The following is a 20,290-nucleotide window of genomic DNA, read 5'->3' as shown; positions in this document are numbered from 1 at the left end:
TGGTTAATTAGTTAAACGACGTAGATTTGTCGGTGATCTGGTGAGACAGTAGATAACGTCTGAAATCCTCTTGTGGTAACGGCTTACTATAGAGGTAGCCTTGCAGTTGTTCACAGCGTAAACCAGAAAGAAAACTCAGTTGCTGGTTGCTTTCTACCCCTTCGGCAACGACTTGTAAACCAAGGTTATGAGCAATGGTCACTATGGTGGCGACCATGTTTCGACCTTGTTCAGAGGTTTCAATATCATCAACAAACGCTTTATCAATTTTTAAGGTGTTAAGTGGGAATTTCTTTAAATAGGCTAATGATGAATAGCCGGTGCCAAAATCATCTAAAGATAAATGAATCCCTAACGCACGAATCTGTAACATGGTTTCGATTGCTTTTTGCGGTGAGTCCATCACTGTACCTTCGGTAATTTCCAATTCCAAATGTTGGGCAGGTAGCTTGGTCTCTGTGAGAATATCTTTGATCATGCCAACCAAGTTCGGTTGAGTAAATTGTATTGCCGATAAATTGACCGCGATACGACCATCAAATAGTCCGGCGTCGATCCATTCTTTAGTGGCATAACAGGCTTTACGCAGGACAATTTCTCCTATATCGATAATTTGTCCGGTTTCTTCAGATACCGGAATAAAAACTACCGGGCTGATAATACCTTTTGACGGTGTTTCAAAGCGAACTAATGCTTCCATACCGGCAATTTTACCGGTTGATATTTCAATTTTGGGTTGGTAGAACACGGAAAAATAATCTTCTTTTAATCCGTGGCGGATCAAGCTTTCAATTTGTAAGCGTTTCACCGCTTGTTTATTCATCGAACCATTAAAGAATTGATACTGGTTTCCGCCTGCATGTTTAGCATGATACATAGCAGTATCGGCATTTTTTAGTAGGTCGTGCGGAGTAATGCCATCTTCTGGGTATAAAACAATGCCAATACTGGAATAAAGTACAATTTCCTGACTTTTTAACTTTAACGGTTGGGCGATCGTTTTTAGCACGGTTTTCGCGATAGTGGTTATGGTGTGAATATCATTAGTCTCTTCGACGATTAAACTGAATTCATCTCCGCCAAGGCGATAAATGGTATCGTGCTTTCTGCCGACTGAGCGTAAGCGCTCTGCCACTTTACATAATAAAATATCGCCTACTTCGTGACCCATAGAGTCATTGACCTTTTTAAAGTTATCAAGGTCAAATACCAATAGGGCATGAGGGATTTTTTTATTAACCAGCCGAGTTTGATGCGCCTGGAAATAGGAGCGGTTAGGTAAGCCGGTTAAGGTATCGGTATTGGCCAGTTTTCTCAACTCTGCTTCAGTTTCTTTACGTTTAGTAATATCTGAAAAAACACCGACAAAATGTGAAATGCTTTTGTTATCGTCCCGGATAATATCGATATTTAAATCTGTCAGATAAACTTCACCGTTTTCCCGTTTACTCTCAATCTCACCATGCCAACTACCTTTGGTTAGCAGGTGTTTTTTAACATCTACGGTGAAAGCGTCTGGGTAGCGGCTAAAGTTAAGTACTGTGCCGAGCATTTGTTGTTTGTTTTTACCCGTAATACGTTGGAATGACTGGTTAACGTCTACTATGTTAAAGCCTCGGTCATATATCACGACCGCATCAGAGATGTTTTCGATACATTTGGCAAATAGTTTCAGTCGTTCATCGGCTTTTTTGATCTGACTAATATCTTTTAGTGTGCCTGTCATGCGCACAGGCTTGTTACGGTCATCACGTTCAACTACTTTGCCGCGATCTAAGATCCAGATCCATTGATTATTCTTATCTTTTACCCGGTAAGTTATTTCAAAATGTTCGGTTTTTTCGTCAAAATGCTCTTTTAATGCTTGGGTGATTCGGCGGATATCCGCTTTATTGACATTGGTCTCATTATCTCCGCTGTTACCGAGATTACGTTGACCATCTTGTGGAAACTCCAAAATACCCCAAATATTAGAGCGGTAGATTTTATTTTGTTTAATGTTCCAGTCCCACATCTCATCACCGCTGCCCCAAAGGGAAAGCTTGAGTCTTTCTTCACTAGCTTTTATTTGCAAATGATATAAGCGCTTATGACGAAACTGTTGTAGTAGATAGGCTAGTATCAGTAGTCCAGCTAAGGCGTAAATTAAAATTGCGCTGTTAGATAGCCACCAGGGGGGCAAGATTTTGATGTTAATTGACTTGGATTTAGTGATGCTTGGGGTAAAAAGATCATAGGCTTGTACTTCAAATTGATAATTACCTGAGCTTAAATTGGTATAAGTCGCCCGTAAGTTATGTTGATCGGTTTCTATCCAGTTGGCATCTAGGCCCTTAAGTTTATAGCGATAGCCCACTTGACTCGGCAGTTTGGCATTAGGAGAAACAAATTCTAGGCTAAATGGTGAATGGAAATAGCTAAGCGTAATTTCGTCAATACTGTTGATTTGTTCGCTTAAGGTTAGCTGCTGCGGACGATTTTCAGAAGAAATTTTGACTTCTTTATTGGCAACTAATAATGCGGTTAACAACGGTTTTTGTAATTGTTGTTTTGATGATAGTAGTGTATCTGGTGAGAAATAGTGAAAACCATCAATGTTGCCTAAGTAGATGGTATTATTAGCTATAGTCGAACTTTGAAATAAAAACTCATTGTTTTCTAGAAAAAAATTATGGTAAAAATTTCTGATTTGACTGCCATTTTTATAAATAACGCTAATACCTTTGTTGGTGCTAAGCCAAAAATTCTCTTCATTATCAATAACAATATCGCTGATAAAATTATTCGCGAGTAAATTGCTTTCATTGAATAGCTGGGCACTTTTACCGTGCCTATTGATTAATAATAGCCCTTGAGAGTCTGAACCTAAGGCAAAAAATTTCTTTGATAGCTTTATTGTGGTGGCATTACTAATCTGAAAATTGGTGTGGTTATTAGTATAAAGAGTCAAAAAACTCTTACGGTCAATGTCATATGAAACTATGGTGTTTTCTGTCGAAGTTAAAAATACCTGATTGTTGGTTAGGTAAAGGCTCGAGTATTGGTATTTACTAGTAATTGGCTGCAGTGTTTCACTCGTTAAATCGTAAGAGCTCAGTTGTTTGTTATTGTTGATAAACCATAGCGTGTCTTTGGTTAAATATATTCGTTTCGAAGTATGCAAGATAGAACTCTGATCCCAGTTCTTATATTCAGACAGTACCTTGCTTACAGGATTATAAGAGTGCAGTTTATTATCATCTGAAAATAATAACAGAGAGTTTTGGTAGGGGATTATATAAAAAATATTGTGCTCAAGTTGTAGGTGACTTTCGCTCACCTGCTCATTGCTATCAACAGCGATTAACCGTGAATCACTGGCTAACCATAATTTTTGATTAAAAAATGTTAATGAGTTGACATATTCTAATGGGGTATTTGTAATTTCTTTGCTGTGATGGATTAAGTTAGAGGTTGGCTCATAAGTAAATAAACCATTACTGGTACCGATCCACAGTTTATTAACCGAGTCTTGCAACAATGAAAAAGTCAGTTGGCTATCATCATCCGAGACTATATTGGCGTAGTTATGGGCTTGGTTTTTGTTTTCTAATGGGTTAACAGACCTTAACCCTTTATCTGTGGCAACCCATACATGAGCGTTATTCGATACGGCCAATCCACGGCTTTCAATAGGCTGCTGTTGATCAACAAAATAACTGTTAACTAACAGATAATTTTCATCGAGAACATACACGCCATTGTTTGTCGCTAACCAGTAATGTTTATCTTGGTATTGAACTTGATTTATTTTAGTGGTGTCTGCACCAATCTGTTGTTGAATTTTTTGTTGAGTATTAAGGTCCAGTAATAAATCCTGATTGACGATAATAAAACCTTGCTCAAAACTGGCGAGCCAGTATTTATTATTATTGTCTTGGAAAATAGTGTTAACTTCTTTAAGTTTGATGATGGAGTTGCTGCTGAGCTTGCGAATTTTGACTCGGTTAAAATGATTGTTTTCTGGAACAAAGGTATGCAGGCCCTTTTCTGTGCTGATCCATAGCTGATTATTTTTGTCTTCGTAGATGTCCCAGATAACATTGTCGGCCAGAGAATTGTCATCATTGGCGTCAAAGTAATAGTTAATAAAGTTATCCAGTTTACTATTGTATTTACTCAGACCGTTTTGAGTGCCGACCCATATATTATGCTTGCTGTCGATATAAAGCTTTCTGACGATATTATCGGCTAGTGAATTAGCGTCATTTATATTATTACGATAATGCTTAAAATCTTTGCCATTATAGATATTAAGACCATCCTGAGTGGCAATCCAAATCAAGCCTTCTGGATCTTCGATCATGTCATAGACAAAGCTTTGAGATAGGCCATCGCTATTAGTTAAGTGTTTGACTTTAATATCCTTCGCAATATTTATCGGCACAGCGTTTATCGAAGTGCTAAATACAATAAGGCCTAATAGTAATAATGGAAAGTTGACCAACTTAGATAATAGTGAAAACAAAACTCTGATTAAAAAAGGCTGCACAAATACGACCTGCATGAAAAGGAATATTATTGTTGTTAGTTACCATTACAAAGGATGCGCGTGCTTAAGTCAACTTATCCCTTATGTGAGCGGTAACTAGTTGAAATTTAAATAGCTCTTGTTAGTACTTATCGGCAGCTTTACACTTTTATTGAGCAAGTTTGTCGGAAATTTGCCAAATTTTTATTATTGACTTGTGTTGCCGCCTTGGTCGAACCTTGTTTTGGATGTTTAATCGACATTAATTCGAAACGATCTTGCACGGTATTTAGATTGGTCAATGACTCTAGGATAAAGTTGCTGATATCATCTTTAGATAGCGCCAGTATGCAATCTATTAGTCGTTGTTTTTGTTTGAAATCTTTTTCCTGATTACAGATAGCGGCCCAAAATCTTTGGCTGCGGATCCTCAGGCTGGTATCATTTTCCTGTAACTGACTGGTGAGTCCATGCTGTAAATGTTGCCAGTCTTCTTCTGACATTTGTTCCAATGCGTTATGACAACTATTAATGAATTCATCCATAGCTGCTACTAGCTGGTCAGCTTGATACTTAGGTGATTGAATATAAAAAGCCAGTCCGGGGTAGCGGTTAATCGGCACATAGCCGACGCCCACCAGGTAGCCATATTGTTGTTCTGTGCGCATAATTTGAAAAAATAATGGCGACAAAATTTGACTGGTGATCATGGTTTTGGCAATCATTGCTAATGATCGCTCTGTCATCGGGTAGTATAAGACAGCAGCATAATCGTGTTCTGGTAAATGTAGAGGAACACTGATATTTCCCTTACCCTCTATTGTAATAGATTCAGTGATAACTTTATTATCCTGATGATATTGCTGTTTAAATGCCTGTTTAATAATGGCTTCTATTTGACGAGCATCCTGTGGTCGCCAGTTACCGTGCAGTAATACTTCTAGTGATATAGCCTGAAATATTTGTTGGCAAAAGTTAGCAAACTCGGCATAACTAACTTGTGTTAAGGCGTTTGCTAAGTGTTCAGTGCTAGGCGCTTTCGGTTGCATGATGGCACTTAATGATGAAAATAGTTGCGAGATTGACTTGCTATTATTGGCATTTTTCCAGTGATTAATTAACTGGTATTTTAATAAAGTAAATTTATTTTCAGCAAACTCAAAATTTTGTAACTCTGTCAGTAATTGTGTTAACAGCATATCTTGTTTACTGCTGACGCCAGAAAGCTGTAATGTTAATCCTCCTTGATGGGCATAGAGGTGATAATGAATGCCGGCAAGTTCCGCATCATAATGCTGCTCAATTACAGCATCAGTATAAAGATCGACAAATAACCTGGTCATGGCAATATGCTTAGTCGACTTTAATGTTTCCTGACTGTCAATTCCGATATAGATATAGCCTTTTGGAATTTTAAAGGTGATGTCTTGCTTAAACCATATCGTTAAGCCGCTTTCCTCGGTGATACAATGTGGGATAGTTTGTTGAGTACTGGTATCGATATTGGCTGAATGTACGGAAGGCTTAGCGTCGATATAATCGTTCACTGGCGGTAATGCCAGAGACGTTATCTTTTTAATTTTTTGCCAGCGTTTAATTTTTTCCGGAGGAATTGCGCTAACCTTATACGGTACTTGATACCAGCGACTAACCTTATTGGTTTCAACTTTTTGACTGACGACAACATAGCGCATGTTTTCAACAGTAAATTTACTAAGTAATTGGCTGATAATACTTGGATCACAGCCATCCATCGCATAATCACCAAAAATATAATCTTCAGGTGGATAATGCTGCATATTGATCACCAACTGACACACTGAGTCTAGCGGTTTCATTTTTTCATGATATTGAAATGATAGTTGGGCTAATGCTTTTTTCTCTTGATAATAATGGCAGGGGAGTGGCTGTTGTTTGAGTAATGAAATATATGCGAACACGATATCGATAATATCGTCAACATGTTGCTCGCCGATGTCAGTTAATCGTATGCTGATGTTGAAATCTTTAAAGTTATAACCGTTGACACCTGCACCTGCGGTTAAGCCAAGTGCCCAATGTTTGCTTTTTAGCAACGATAAAATGCTGTTTGGTCCTTCATGACCAAGCAAATAAGAAATCAGCGACTCAGGTTTTTCACGATAATATTGATCTATGCTCGGCAAGGCAAAACTGATGATCAGCTGATGATCATTTATTACCGGTTTTACCTGCAACGATACTTTTTGATGCTGTGGTTGATATAAGGGGACTTCCGGCAAAGTATCTTGGATCTCTTTTGCGGACAATGCTGAAAAATATATAATCGCTAAACTTTCTAACTCTTTTATCGATTGTGGTCCTTCAATCACTAAAGTCATGGCTTTAGCGACATAGTGTAGAGTAAAAAAGTTCGCAACTTCATCGCGCAGACAGCGATCGGCTTTATCACATAAGGTTTCAGTATTGCCGACAGAAAATTTGGCAAATGGGTGGGCCGGATTAATAGTTTCCTTATGAACATCATATAAACGACGAATGTCATCTTTGAGTTTTAGCTTAAATTCAGCGTCAATATTTTTACGTTCTTTATTTACAAATTCTTCGGATAATAAAGGTGCGATGAAAAACTGGCTGAAACGGTCGAGCGCTTCAGCAAAATGTAAATGATGAATATCAAAAAAGAAGCAGGTATGCTCAGTGGCGGTCCACGCATTGTTAGTACCACCGTATTGACTGATAAACTGTTGATATTCACTGCCATCAGGATACTTTTCTGTGCCAAGAAAGAGCATGTGTTCAAGAAAGTGTGCCAACCCTTGTCGATCAATCGGGTCACTAAAGTGTCCGACATTGACAGCCAGTGCAGCTGCAGACTTATTTGATTCCTGATTGTGGACCAGTAAAACCCGTAAACCATTATCTAAGGTTAATGGTTGATATTGCTTGAAATCATTTGGGCTTTGTTTCAACGCTGGCTCCAAGTTTATCGTAGATACAATCAGACGTATTCAATCTTTAAATTACCCTATGGAATAAGAAGAGTCCATTTTATTCTTAACAGATGTTATAACAATCTTCTAGTTTCCTTTACTATAGCGGCAAATATCAAATGTTCTTAATTTTTTGCCACTGCGATAACTATATGCAACTTTATGTCATGCGCCACGGAAATGCCGTTCCTAGTGGTCAGTCAGACGCCAAGCGGCCCCTTACTCAGCTTGGTGAGCAAGAAGCGGCATTAATGGCGAATTGGCTGCATCAACAAGATATTTGTTTTGAGCATATATTTGTTAGTCCGTTTTGCCGAGCGCAACAAACTGCAAATATCGTCGCACAACACTTTCACGAAACGATTGTTAGTGAAACGCTGAGTTTTATTACCCCATCAGGCAATGCCAAAGGTTTTCATGATTATCTTGATGGCACTCAGCTCAGTGGTAATGTTTTAGTGGTTTCTCATATGCCGTTTGTCAGCTACTTAGTGTCAGAGTTAACGGCTGGGCAGGCATCACCAATATTTCAAACTGCAGCAATTGCTCATATTCATTATGACAGAGACAAGATGTCTGGTGATTTAGTGCGTTTGGTTTCACCTTACGATTTGTTATAAATCGCTATAGCTATTGGCTTATTCTTTTAAATTAAACTTATCGTGTAGATCTACAAGTACTAATAATGCGCCATCTCCGCCCCATTCCAGCGGTGCCTGATGAAATGCAATAACATCTGGGTGTTGCACCAACCAGTGGGGAACCTTGTTTTTAAGAATGCGATTACCTAATCCATGGACAATGCAAACACACTGGGCATGTTCTTTCTGGCAAGCATACAGCAGTGCCGCAATTTCATCTTTTGCTTTTATTTGGTCTAAACCATGTAGATCTAATATTAGATCTGGAGCGTAAATGCCCCGGCGCAGATTTTTGGCGGCATAACTATCGGCCCCCTCACGGACGTACTTCATCGGGCCTTGTTGAGTTAACAGTGGCTCATATTGATCGGAAAAATGAAAATAGGCTTGTTGTTTTTTACTTTTTTGCCCTGTGGCCGCTGATTTAGGCTTGATGCTTTGTTTTACTGGGTGTATGGTGTCGAGCACCATAGGTTTGACCTTACCGATGGCGTCTTTAAACAGCTGTTTTTCATGCTCTGAAAGTGTGTCTTTAATTTTCATCGATAAAGTCTAAAAACATCGAGCAAGAATAACAAGCAAAACCCTAAAACTGTTGTTTAAAATATCTGGAGTGCTGTGCGTGTCAACAGAACAAAATCAAGATAATTATCAAGAATTACAAACAGTAGGCGATTTTATTCGTTTTGCTGCCAGTGAATTTAACCGGGCAGATTTATTTTATGGTCATGGTCATGACAACGCTTGGGATGAAGCCATTACATTAGTGTTATTTGTTTTAGCGCTACCAACACAGCTGACAGAGCAGATCATGGCGTGCCGGATCACTCAAGATGAAAAGCAGCAAATAATCGATATTATTAGGCGTCGAATAGAGCAACAGTTACCCGCCGCTTATATTACGAATCAGGCATATTTTGCCGGCTTGCCGTTTTATGTTGATGAACGCACTTTAGTGCCTCGTTCACCGATTGGAGAATGGATTGAAAAACGTTTCGCGCCAATCATAGCGGAAAACAAAGAGGTAGACCGAATACTTGATCTATGTACCGGCAGTGGCTGTATTGCTATTGCCTGTGCGCATTATTTCCCTGAAGCTGAAGTGGATGCGGTTGACTTATCCGTTGATGCTCTCAATGTTGCGCAAATAAATATTGAACAACATGGACTTAGTGAACAAGTTATTCCAATTCAATCTGATATATTTTCTGGGGTTTCAGGACAAAAATATGATTTAATTGTCACCAATCCACCTTATGTCGATCAGGAAGATGTTGACAGCCTGCCAGAAGAATATCGGCATGAACCGGAAATGGGCTTAGGAAGTGGCAGTGACGGCCTAGATATTACTCGTCAGATTCTGGCACAAAGTAATGAGCATCTTACGGAGAATGGTATCTTAATTTGTGAAGTGGGTAATTCAATGGTGCACCTGGAAGCGGCATATCCGGAAGTCGATTTTAACTGGCTCATCTTTGAGCGTGGTGGGCATGGTGTGTTTATGCTAACGAAGCAACAATTAGTGCAATATCAAACAATTTTTAATCAGCGAGTGAAAGGTTAACAATGTCGGGCAATACATTCGGTAAATTATTTACAGTCACTACTTTTGGTGAGAGTCATGGTTTAGGCTTAGGAGCGATTATAGACGGTTGTCCTCCAGGACTGGAATTATCAGAAGCTGATTTACAAATCGATCTCGATCGAAGACGCCCAGGCACTTCTCGTTATACTACGGCACGGCGTGAAGCGGATCAGGTTAAAATTCTTTCTGGTGTTTTTGAAGGTAAAACTACTGGTACTCCGATTGGTTTAATGATTGAGAATACTGATCAGCGCTCAAAAGATTACGGTAATATTGCGCAAAGTTTTCGTCCAGGACATGCAGATTATACCTATTGGCAAAAGTACGGTATTAGAGACTATCGTGGTGGTGGACGCTCATCGGCGCGGGAAACTGCAATGCGAGTTGCTGCCGGCGCTATTGCAAAAAAATATTTACAAGCACAGTGCGGTATTACTATCCGGGCATGTGTGACTCAAATTGGTGATGTTCAGGCAGGGCAATATAACTGGGATGCCGTTGAGCAAAACGCTTTCTTTTTTCCTGATGAAACTAAGCTTGAACAGTTAGATGAATTATTGCGCGGCATTATTAAGCAAAAAGATTCCATTGGCGCTCGAGTAACTGTTGTGGCTGACAATGTGCCAGTGGGCTTAGGTGAACCGATTTTTGATCGCTTAGACGCTGATATTGCTCATGGTTTAATGAGTATTAATGCGGTTAAAGGGGTTGAAGTTGGCGATGGTTTCGCAGTGGTTAACCAAAAGGGCTCTGAGCATAGAGATGAATTAACTCCCGATGGTTTCAAATCAAATCATGCCGGTGGTGTCTTAGGGGGAATTTCCTCAGGTCAGTCAATTGTTGCTCATATGGCGTTAAAACCAACGTCTAGTATCGGCGTTAGTGGGCAGACGGTAGATATTGAAGGTAAGCCAACAGATTTGATCACTAAAGGTCGCCATGACCCTTGTGTAGGTATTCGTGCAGTACCTATTGCTGAGGCCATGCTGGCACTTACGTTAGTCGATCACTACCTGCGTCATCGAGCGCAAAATGCAGATGTCCAATGCATTACCCCGGATATTTGTCGTTAGGGTGATTAATTGACCTAAGGCGTGTTAAACTTTGATGCTGTAAAAACATGTTATCAAGAGCCACACGCCTTAATGAGTTCTCCGCTTTTTCAAAAACTTTCCATTAGTTATTTCTGTTATTTTAGTCTGCTAGGATTAGTCACGCCTTTTTTGCCGGTTTTTCTCGATGGCCGAGGCTTTAACTCGCTGCAAATAGGTGAAATTTTGGCAATGTTTACCGCAACAAAAATTATCGGTCCAACTTTATGGGCCATGGTTGCCGATAAGTCAGGTAAGCAACTGTCTATTATCCAGCTTGGTTCTACGTTGGCATTGTTATTTTTTACCTTGTTGTTTTGGGTTGATGGCTATTGGCCAATCACGTTTGTACTGGCAATTTTTAGTCTGTTTTGGACGGCGATATTACCGCAGTTTGAAGTGATGACCATGTTGTCGATTCGTCGTAATGCGAAAATTTATGCCCGTATTCGTCTTTGGGGCAGTGTTGGCTTTATTGTCTTGGCCGTTTTAGCAGGCGAAGTGATAGGGCGTTTTAGCAGTGAAGCATTTACCTATTTGGGCTGGTTGATGTTGTTGATGCTGGCCGGTTCCAGTTATTTACTTAAGCAGCCAAGAGAAAGAAAGCTTAGGGTGGGTGAAGCGAGTTCTATTCTATCAAAAATTTTAGCTGTTAACTTTGTGATATTCTTTATTGCTGGTTTGTTACTACAAATCAGTTTTGGTCCATATTATAGTTTTTTTGCTTTATATTTGCGGGATCTTGCTTATCCTGATTATGCGGTTGGTTTACTGATCAGCTTGGGAGTCATTGCGGAAATAGCGGTATTTTTTATTGCAGGCAACCTTTATAGCTTGTTTGGTGCCCGATTACTGATTGTTTTTAGCTTATTAATTACTGCACTACGTTGGTATCTCACCGGGTATTTTGCAGATAACTTAACACTGTTATTAATTGCTCAGCTGATCCATGCGGCGAGTTTCGGCTTATACCATAGCGCATCTATTCAGTTCCTGCAGCAGCACTTTCAGGTGAATCAGCAAAATCGCGGCCAGGCAATATATGTTGCAGGTGTCTATGGCATTGGCGGTGCGTTAGGAGCCTATTGTTCAGGCGTTGTTTGGCAAGATGGCTCTGGGGCGCAAATGGCATTTGAGTATGCCGCGATTGCTTGTTTTATTGCCGGTTGTTTCGCTTGTTTTATTAAGCCACCGATAGCAAAGTAGGGCTTGCTTAGTAAACGCTTGCTGCATATAGTTAGGATAGTTACCCCTTGTTTTTATTCATGGTGACCAATGAAGTGGTTATTAGTTATTGGCTTTTTGTTTACTGCGTTTTGTGGCAAGTGTGCTACCAGAGCTATAACTATCGCTTTTGAACCTTTCCCGCCGTTTATTACAGAACAAGGTGATGGTTTAACGGTTGATATGCTGCATGCCATCGAAGAAATTTCTAATTTTGAGTTTGATGTGCAGGTTATGACCTATGCCCGCGCTAAACATGAGCTAAAGTATGGTCGTATCGATATTGCAGGTCATACTCCTAAAAACTTGGAAACCCCTTCTTTTTATCAATATGCATTAGAGCTTGACTGGCAAATTCAGACGACGTCAGATCTGTTTGCATTACAGCCTCAGTTTTTAAGTATCGAGCAGATAAAAGAAAAGCGAATTGGTACAACGTCAGGAAACGCTGTTTTTTTGGCTCAACAATTAGGTATTGACGCATCGATGTTTGTCGAGGTGAGAGCCTTAGAACAATTGGTTGATATGTTGATCAAAGGTAGGATCGATGTTTTGCTGTTTGAACGAGCATCTGTGATGACGTTACTTGCAGAGAAAGGAGTCTATGGGGTGTATTATCAATCAATAGCTCAAGTTCCTGCCAGTATTGCGGTGAGCAATAATGAACAAGGTAAAGCGTTAAAACAATCGTTAGATAGTGCAATAAAACGGTTGGATTTGGATAGTATTTTTTCTGGGTATTTAAAGTATATTTATTTACCGTCAAGTGGCATGACATCAATTACGACCGAACGTAATTGATGTCACTTAACGCTATTTAACTTCTTCACCTGCAGCTTGTTTATCCGCATGGTAAGAAGATCGTACCAGTGGACCGCAAGCGGCGTGTTCAAAGCCCATTTTCATTGCTTCATCATGGAACATTTGGAACTCATCTGGATGGACATAACGCTCAACGGGTAAGTGGTCTTTACTTGGCTGTAAGTATTGACCGATAGTGAGCATAGTGACGCCATGGGCGCGTAAATCACGCATCACTTCTAGTATTTCGTCATTGGTTTCACCTAAGCCAACCATTAAGCCGGATTTGGTCGGAACCTCAGGGTTTGCTTGACCAAATTTTTTCAATAGGTCAAGTGACCATTGATAATTAGCGCCAGGTCTAGCTTTAGTATAAAGACGAGGTGCCGTTTCTAAATTATGGTTAAATACATGCGGAGGATGCTGATTAAGAATTTCAAGCGCTCTGTCCATACGACCACGAAAATCCGGTACTAACACTTCAACCTTAGTGTGAGGCGCTAGTTCGGCAATTTCTTTAATACATTCAGCAAATTGTTGAGCACCGCCGTCGCGTAAGTCATCCCGGTCAACGGAGGTGATAACGACATATTTTAACGCCATATCTTTTAGCGTTAATGCTAATTTTCTTGGTTCTTCGGTATCTGGTGCTAATGGACGGCCATGACCAACATCACAGAACGGACAACGTCTGGTACAGATATCCCCTAAGATCATAAAGGTAGCGGTGCCGTGATTAAAACATTCAGATAAATTCGGGCATGACGCTTCTTCACAAACAGAATGTAAGTTGTGCTTACGTAATGCGGATTTAATATTATCAATTCGCTCTGAACTACGAGGGAGTTTGATCCTGAGCCATTCGGGCTTTCTTAACATAGTTTCCCGTTCAGACGGAACAACTTTAATCGGAATATGTGCTAATTTGTCGGCATCACGTAGTTTAGTGCCTGGAGCAATGCGAGATGATTTAATGGTCATGTAATGACTCCAATCCTGTTTGGTAACGAATGTCATCAACGTTAAGTAATGACGACATATGTTTAACTAATGTCACACCCGCTTGTTCGACAGTGTTAAGTTCACTGATAGCCGATGTTTGTATCATTTCTAACCCTGCGTAACCGCAAGGGTTAATGCGTAAAAAAGGTGATAAATCCATATCGATATTAAGCGCCAGGCCGTGAAATGAGCAGCCTTTTCTTACTCTGAGTCCTAACGAAGCAACTTTTTTATTATCCACATAAACGCCAGGTGCGTCTGACTTGGCGTAGGCGTCGATGTCAAAATCTGCCAGTGTGGCAATAATGCCGTTTTCGATTAAGGTAACTAACTCTCTGACTCCCATTTTACGACGGCGCAAGTTGATCATAAAGTACATCACTTGTTGACCCGGGCCATGATAAGTCACTTGGCCACCACGGTCGACTTTAACTACCGGAATATCTCCCGGCATCAATAAATGCTCTTCTTTACCTGCTTGTCCTTGAGTAAAAACCGCCGGGTGCTCTACCAGCCATAATTCATCGAGGGTGCTGTCGTCTCGGCCATCAGTAAAGCGCTGCATTGCTTGCCACACTGAGGTGTAGTCCAGCTGATTGAGCTGTCGCACAATTAGTGAGTGATTCAAAGTACTGCCTTAGATATTTACTGGAGCGCTGATGTTCAACTAAGATCTTTGTCAGCGAGCGTTATAATACGTATCTGACTTCTTCAATAGCAGATAATGACTGATAAATAAGCTCGATATGCTCTTTACTAGTCACTGTTACGGCAATCGCTACCGAGTGATAATTGCCTTTAGAGCTTGGCTTAATGGTAGGAGAGTAATCTCCTGGGGTATGTTTTTGCAGCTCAGCAATGATTAAATCCGGTAGTTCGTCACAGGCGATCCCCATTACTTTGAAATTCAAAACAGTTGGGAAATCAAGTAGTTCATCAAATTTGGTGTTCATTTTGGCTCTCATACTTACCAATAAAGCGTTTGGTAAAACTAGTTAATCGAGTTATTTTATCATTAAATGATGGTAAGCAAAATGGTGACGTATTAACTTAAATCAAGTGTTGATAAGACGATGGCAGATTTATTTGCAGATTTGATAAAAAAGCCCGGTAAAACCGGGCTTTTTTGGCGTTTGTATTTGAGGGGAATTAGTTGGCAAATTGCAGTTTTACATAGTCCATCAGGCGATCAAAAATGCCACCTTCATTAACTTCTTGTAACGTTACCAATGGATATTCACCAATGTCTTCGCCATCTAATTGTAAAAATACTTTACCGACAATCGCTCCTTTGGCTAACGGCGCAATCAGTTGTTTATTGAGTTCAAAATTTGCTTGCAAATTTTTACGCTGCCCACGTGGAATTGTGATAGGAGTGTCTTGCAAAATGCCTAATTCCACTTCTTTTTTATCGCCCATCCATACACGGTTGGAAACAAATTTTTCTCCAGCTTTATAGGGAGTATAAGTTTCGAAAAAGCGGAAACCGTAATTTAATAGTTTTTTACTTTCTACTTTACGGGCGCGTTCGCTTTCAGTGCCCATAACCACTGTTACTAAGCGCATGTCGCCTTTAGTTGCTGAAGTTACCAGACTATAGCCTGCTTGTGAGGTATGACCGGTTTTTAAACCGTCAACATTCATGCTTTTATCCCACAATAATCCGTTACGGTTATATTGTTTGATATTGTTAAAAGTAAATGATTTTTGGCTATAGACTTTATATTCTTCAGGAACATCTCTGATCAAGGCTATTGCCAGAGTTGCCATGTCACGTGGCGTTGTTTTATGTTCCTGACTGTCCAGGCCATGACTGTTTTCGAAATAACTACTGCTCATACCGAGTTGTTCAGCGTGGGCATTCATTAAATCAGCAAAAGCATCTTCACTACCGGCAATATGTTCTGCCATCGCAATACAAGCGTCGTTTCCTGAGGCGACGATAATGCCTTGATTAAGTAAGTCGACTTCGACTTCTTTACCTACCTCTAAAAACATTAATGAAGAACCACTAAGTACAGGGTTGCCGGTTGCCCAGGCGTTTTCGCTGATTTTAACTTTATCATGCTTACTGATATTGCCTGATTGTAGCTCTTTACCAATAATATAGCTGGTCATCATCTTGGTTAAACTTGCCGGCGCTAATAAAGTATCAGCATTGCCTTCAGCGATAATTTTACCTGTGGTGTAGTCGAGAAGAATATGACCTTTAGCGTTTATCTGAGGAGGAGACGGAATTATGTTTGCCGCATGAGTAAAAGAGGCAAAAGATAACGCAACAGAGGCAAATAAGTTAATGAGTTTTTGAGGTTTTTTCGTGAATGTTTTGGCCAAATGAGAAGGCATAGTTATCCTGTGAAAATTGTATTGATAGTTGAGTTAATTAAATTTTAATCGTAAACAAACGAAAAAGTTCTCAGCAGTATACCAGTTTTAACTATGATTTCTATGGGGAAAAGCCAGTCTATTTGTATCTTTTCGTGTTTTTAGTAAATTTTACTAAGGTGCAATTTTAAAGGCATTAGGGTAACCATTGTTTTGCAGTTGCAATAGTACATTATTCAAGGTGCTTGTATTATCTATTGGCCCAACATGCACCTTAAATAGGTTATCCTTATTAATACTTTTGACGGGTAACTGAAATAATGACGCGATAGCATTCGCTGTTTTTGTCGCTAACTGCATATTTTGCGTAGCAAATACCTGGACATACTTAGCCTGAGTTTGTTCTGCAGGTGTTTTTTGTACTATGTTAGGAGTGTTAACGTTAAAATCTGTGATAGCTTCTAAGGTGACATTTGCCGTGCCGGTTTTTAACATATCTAGCTTATAAGCGGCACTGTATGAAAGGTCGATAATGCGGTCACTATGAAATGGTCCACGGTCATTAACCCGGACAATCACGCTTTTATTGTTACTGTTGTTCGTAACTTTGACATAAGTAGGCAAAGGTAAATTTTTATGGGCGGCGCTCATGCCGTACATATTGTAGATTTCACCATTAGAGGTGAGATGACCATGAAATTTTTTACCATACCAGGAGGCTATACCTTGTTCGGTAAAATTTTTTGCTGAGTTTAGCACTTGGTAGTGTTTTCCTCTGACCTGATAATTGCGATTACCACCTTTACTTAATGGCTCAGCTCTAGGAGTGGCGTCTTGCAGTTCAATTGTCGTCGGTTTACGGGTAGGGTGGCTGTCGTGTTTTTGCTGGTAACGACCATATTGCGCACTACATCCAGAGAATAGCAAAGCTAGTATAATCGTTATTTTGATGCTAAATATCTGTTTTTTCATTAATTGCATCTTCCCTTATCTCAGGCGCTAAACGTTAAATCTGCGATGAGTACTGATTGCCATCAGTATGCCAAAGCCGGCCATCAAGGTCACCATTGACGTGCCACCGTAGCTGACTAGTGGCAGTGGTACTCCAACTACAGGTAATAATCCGGAAACCATGCCAATATTGACAAAAACATAAACAAAAAAAGTTAATGTCAGGCTGCCTGCTAACAATTTAGTAAATGCCTGCTGGGCGTTTACTGCTATCCATAGACCACGCATGACAATGCTGAGATAGACTAATAATAATAAGGTGACACCTAATAAGCCAAACTCTTCGCTAAAAACGGCAAAAATAAAGTCGGTATGACGCTCGGGTAAAAATTCTAATTGTGACTGAGTACCCTGAAGCCAACCTTTACCCTGTAAGCCGCCTGAACCTATGGCAATTTTTGATTGGATAATATGATAGCCAGAGCCAAGTGGATCTTGTTCTGGGTTGAGAAATGTTAGTACCCGCTGCTTTTGGTAATCTTTCATTAGAAACAACCATAATATTGGTGCAAAAGCAGATGCTAATATGCCGCAGGAGCCAATTAATTTCCAACTGGCGCCAGCAAGAAATATGACAAAAATTCCTGAGCTGGCAATCAAAAGCGAAGTGCCGAGATCTGGTTGCTTAGCTATCAGTAATGTAGGGATCAACAACAAGATAAAAGCAGTAATAATATTTATCAGCTTAGTGGGAAGATCGTATTGGCTGACATACCATGCAACGGCTATAGGCACGATAAGTTTCATCACCTCTGAGGGTTGAAACATAGCGACACCTAAGTTAAGCCAGCGACGACTACCATTGATGACTTGACCAAAAAACATCACACTGATCAACAATAAAATGCCGACAATAAATACAGGTACTGCCCATTTTTGATAAACCAGTGGTGGTATTTGTGCGATAATAAACATGACCAGCAAAGCAATGCCCATATTCCTCGCTTGTTTTATCGCCATATCAATGTTTTGACCACTGGCGCTATATACAATAAATAAACCAAGTATCATCAAGGTAAGAATTGCAGTCAGTAGCGGTACATCAATATGGAGCTTTTGCCAAAAAGTGCGTTTTTTCTGTTGATCTTGTCCGGTCGAACGCATTAATTTTTTCTCACGTTATTTTTTTCTGCTAAATATTGCTCACCGTAAACTACATCATGGTGCGGGTGCTTGTTTTTACTGACTATGATACGATCACCAAAGTACTGATCTAATATTTGTCGTGCAACCGGGGCAGCATTAGCTCCTCCACCACCTTTGGCAACGTTTTCTATTGCGACTGCGACTACTATTTCCGGATTTTCATAAGGCGCAAAAGCAACAAACATTGCATTATCACGCTGGTTTTCCTGAACTAACTCAGCGTTGTATTCTTCTCCCTGGGCAATATTGGCGGTTTGTGCTGAACCGGTTTTACCGGCAGCATCGTACTTGCTGCCTTTAAATGCTTTATAGCCGGTAGCGCCTTTTTTCTGCACCGTGTTATGCATACCGTCTAACACAAATTCCCAGTTTTTGTCATTTTTTAAAATAATCGGTGGCTTTTCATCAACTGGCATTTCTGTGGTCATCAAATTGCGCTTTTTACTAGTTTGACTCAATTTAGAGTTAGTGCTTTCTGTTTTCGAATGCTCTGGATCAGAGTTTTCTATTACTTCTGAGGTGGCTTTTAATAAATGCGGTACCTTGATATGGCCTTTATTGACTAAAATTGACATTGCCTGTGCCAGTTGTAGTGGCGTGACTGTCCAGTAACTTTGACCTATACCAACCGACAGAGTTTCACCGGCATACCAGGGCTTATTGTAACGGGCACGCTTCCATTCGACGCTGGGCATGATTGCACGGTTTTCTTCTAAAATATCGATGCCGGTATATTCGCCAAAGCCAAACTTTTCCATCATTCGGGCAATACGGGTGATCCCCAGTTTATAAGCGAGATCATAGTAGTAAACGTTGCAAGATTGCTCCATAGATTTACTGAGGTTAACTTTACCATGTCCCCATTTTTTCCAGTCACGACGCTTGTTTTCAACGCCTTTTAACTGATAAAAGCCGGGATCATAAATTTCAGTATCTTTAGTGATCACCCCCTCGTTTAGACCGGTTAATGCTAATAGCGGCTTAATGGTGGATGCGGGCGGGTATCCTTGCACAGTACGATTAACTAATGGTCGGTTTTTCGAACTCAGTAACTTGTTATAGTTAGTGTTGCTGATACCATGAACGAATAAGTTGCCGTTGTAACTTGGATTAGAATACATGGCTAATACGCCACCATCGCGTGGATCGATAGCAACAATAGCGCCGCGTTTACCTGATAACGCACGTTTCGCTACCATTTGTAGTTCGATGTCTAGTGTTAAGGTGAGATCCTTACCAGGCACAGGGGGGGTAAAATCTAAGGTACGAATAATTCGTCCCTGATTATTAATCTCAACCTCTTGATGACCGATAGTGCCATGTAATACTTCTTGATAATATTTTTCCAGTCCAAGCTTACCAATGTTACGGGTAGCCGCGTAATTTTCTGTTTTTCCTTGCTCTTCTAATCGAATGGCGTCGCGACGATTAATGCGGGCTACATAGCCGAGAGAGTGGGTAGTTAAGTCGGCGAATGGGTAATAACGCTTTAGTCTAGCATCAATAAAAAAACCGGGGAATTTATGCTGATTCACTGAAAATAAGGCCACTTGTTGTTCGCTGAGTCGAGATTGTAATTCAATCGGTTTAAAGCGGCGTTTACTGCGTAGTTTTTTAAATAGTTTTTGCTGTTTTTCGCTTGAAATTTCTAACAGTTCACTGACATCATGGACTGCTTTTTTGAGATCTTTAACTTGTTCCGGGATCAGTTCAATACTGTAGATGGGTTTGTTTTCTGCTAATAGTACGCCGTTACGGTCGTATATCAGTCCGCGATTTGGCGCTACTGGTAATAGTTTAATGCGATTAGAGTTTGACCGAGTTTGATATTTTTTAAAGGAACTGACTTCCAGTTCATAGACATTAGAAAATAAGATCAGCAATAACACTACCACGCCTAGCAAAGCAATAAAGGCGCGACGAGCAAAAAGATTTGCTTCAGCTGTATGGTTTCTGATCACCTCCCGTTTATTGACGGCCAT

Annotated in this window: 15 protein-coding genes; 5 read left to right on the top strand and 10 right to left on the bottom strand. The window is 40.1% G+C overall.

What is annotated here, in order from left to right; all coding sequences use genetic code 11:
* Window positions 1–7 precede the first annotated feature (7 nt).
* Window positions 8–4,531 (bottom strand): EAL domain-containing protein, encoded by a 4,524-nt coding sequence (locus tag QQK06_RS04400; RefSeq protein WP_284243399.1) that lies wholly within the window; start codon window positions 4,529–4,531, stop codon window positions 8–10.
* A gap of 140 nt (window positions 4,532–4,671) precedes the next feature.
* Window positions 4,672–7,461 (bottom strand): insulinase family protein, encoded by a 2,790-nt coding sequence (locus tag QQK06_RS04395; protein ID WP_284243398.1) that lies wholly within the window; start codon window positions 7,459–7,461, stop codon window positions 4,672–4,674.
* Window positions 7,462–7,634: 173 nt separating this feature from the next.
* Between QQK06_RS04395 and sixA the strand changes: the two genes are divergently transcribed.
* On the top strand, window positions 7,635–8,102 hold the full coding sequence (sixA, locus tag QQK06_RS04390) for a phosphohistidine phosphatase SixA (RefSeq protein WP_284243397.1): 468 nt from the start codon (window positions 7,635–7,637) through the stop codon (window positions 8,100–8,102).
* An 18-nt stretch (window positions 8,103–8,120) separates the two neighbouring features.
* Here sixA and smrB read toward each other — a convergent pair whose 3' ends face one another.
* Window positions 8,121–8,666: an endonuclease SmrB gene (gene smrB / locus QQK06_RS04385; protein ID WP_284243396.1), complete on the bottom strand. Its 546-nt coding sequence runs from the start codon at window positions 8,664–8,666 to the stop codon at window positions 8,121–8,123.
* A gap of 79 nt (window positions 8,667–8,745) precedes the next feature.
* Here smrB and prmB point away from each other — a divergent pair, with 79 nt between their 5' ends.
* The 4 genes from prmB (at window position 8,746) to QQK06_RS04365 (ending at window position 12,824) form a co-directional block, all read left to right on the top strand.
* Window positions 8,746–9,687 carry a 50S ribosomal protein L3 N(5)-glutamine methyltransferase gene (gene prmB, locus QQK06_RS04380; protein ID WP_284243395.1) on the top strand — a complete coding sequence of 314 codons (942 nt, stop codon included), beginning with the start codon at window positions 8,746–8,748 and terminating at the stop codon, window positions 9,685–9,687.
* 2 nt (window positions 9,688–9,689) lie between these two features.
* Window positions 9,690–10,781 carry a chorismate synthase gene (aroC, locus tag QQK06_RS04375; RefSeq protein WP_284243394.1) on the top strand — a complete coding sequence of 364 codons (1,092 nt, stop codon included), beginning with the start codon at window positions 9,690–9,692 and terminating at the stop codon, window positions 10,779–10,781.
* A 72-nt stretch (window positions 10,782–10,853) separates the two neighbouring features.
* Complete coding sequence (locus QQK06_RS04370; RefSeq protein ID WP_284243393.1) at window positions 10,854–12,005, top strand: MFS transporter; 1,152 nt, start codon at window positions 10,854–10,856, stop codon at window positions 12,003–12,005.
* 69 nt (window positions 12,006–12,074) lie between these two features.
* On the top strand, window positions 12,075–12,824 hold the full coding sequence (locus tag QQK06_RS04365; protein ID WP_284243392.1) for a substrate-binding periplasmic protein: 750 nt from the start codon (window positions 12,075–12,077) through the stop codon (window positions 12,822–12,824).
* Between the two features lie 12 nt (window positions 12,825–12,836).
* On the opposite strand, the gene lipA is transcribed toward QQK06_RS04365, so the two are convergent.
* The 7 genes from lipA to mrdA form a co-directional block, all read right to left on the bottom strand.
* Window positions 12,837–13,805 (bottom strand): lipoyl synthase, encoded by a 969-nt coding sequence (gene lipA, locus QQK06_RS04360; RefSeq protein ID WP_284243391.1) that lies wholly within the window; start codon window positions 13,803–13,805, stop codon window positions 12,837–12,839.
* Window positions 13,795–14,391 (bottom strand): lipoyl(octanoyl) transferase LipB, encoded by a 597-nt coding sequence (lipB, locus tag QQK06_RS04355; RefSeq protein ID WP_431313654.1) that lies wholly within the window; start codon window positions 14,389–14,391, stop codon window positions 13,795–13,797. Before lipB ends, lipA begins: the two co-directional genes overlap by 11 nt.
* A gap of 124 nt (window positions 14,392–14,515) precedes the next feature.
* On the bottom strand, window positions 14,516–14,779 hold the full coding sequence (ybeD, locus tag QQK06_RS04350) for a DUF493 family protein YbeD (protein ID WP_284243389.1): 264 nt from the start codon (window positions 14,777–14,779) through the stop codon (window positions 14,516–14,518).
* Window positions 14,780–14,975: 196 nt separating this feature from the next.
* Entirely contained in the window at window positions 14,976–16,172 is a 1,197-nt protein-coding gene (locus QQK06_RS04345) for a serine hydrolase (protein WP_284243388.1), read from the bottom strand.
* Between the two features lie 153 nt (window positions 16,173–16,325).
* Window positions 16,326–17,123 carry a septal ring lytic transglycosylase RlpA family protein gene (locus QQK06_RS04340; RefSeq protein ID WP_284243387.1) on the bottom strand — a complete coding sequence of 266 codons (798 nt, stop codon included), beginning with the start codon at window positions 17,121–17,123 and terminating at the stop codon, window positions 16,326–16,328.
* Between the two features lie 27 nt (window positions 17,124–17,150).
* A complete protein-coding gene (gene rodA / locus QQK06_RS04335) occupies window positions 17,151–18,266 on the bottom strand; it encodes a rod shape-determining protein RodA (RefSeq protein WP_284243385.1) in 1,116 nt (371 codons plus the stop codon).
* Entirely contained in the window at window positions 18,266–20,290 is a 2,025-nt protein-coding gene (mrdA, locus tag QQK06_RS04330) for a penicillin-binding protein 2 (protein ID WP_284243384.1), read from the bottom strand. Before mrdA ends, rodA begins: the two co-directional genes overlap by 1 nt.

It is taken from the genome of Thalassotalea insulae (assembly GCF_030161395.1).
Classification (GTDB): Bacteria; Pseudomonadota; Gammaproteobacteria; order Enterobacterales; family Alteromonadaceae; genus Thalassotalea_E; species Thalassotalea_E insulae.
The sequence above is the reverse complement of the archived record's forward strand: the minus strand, read 5'-3'. Positions and strand labels throughout refer to the sequence as shown.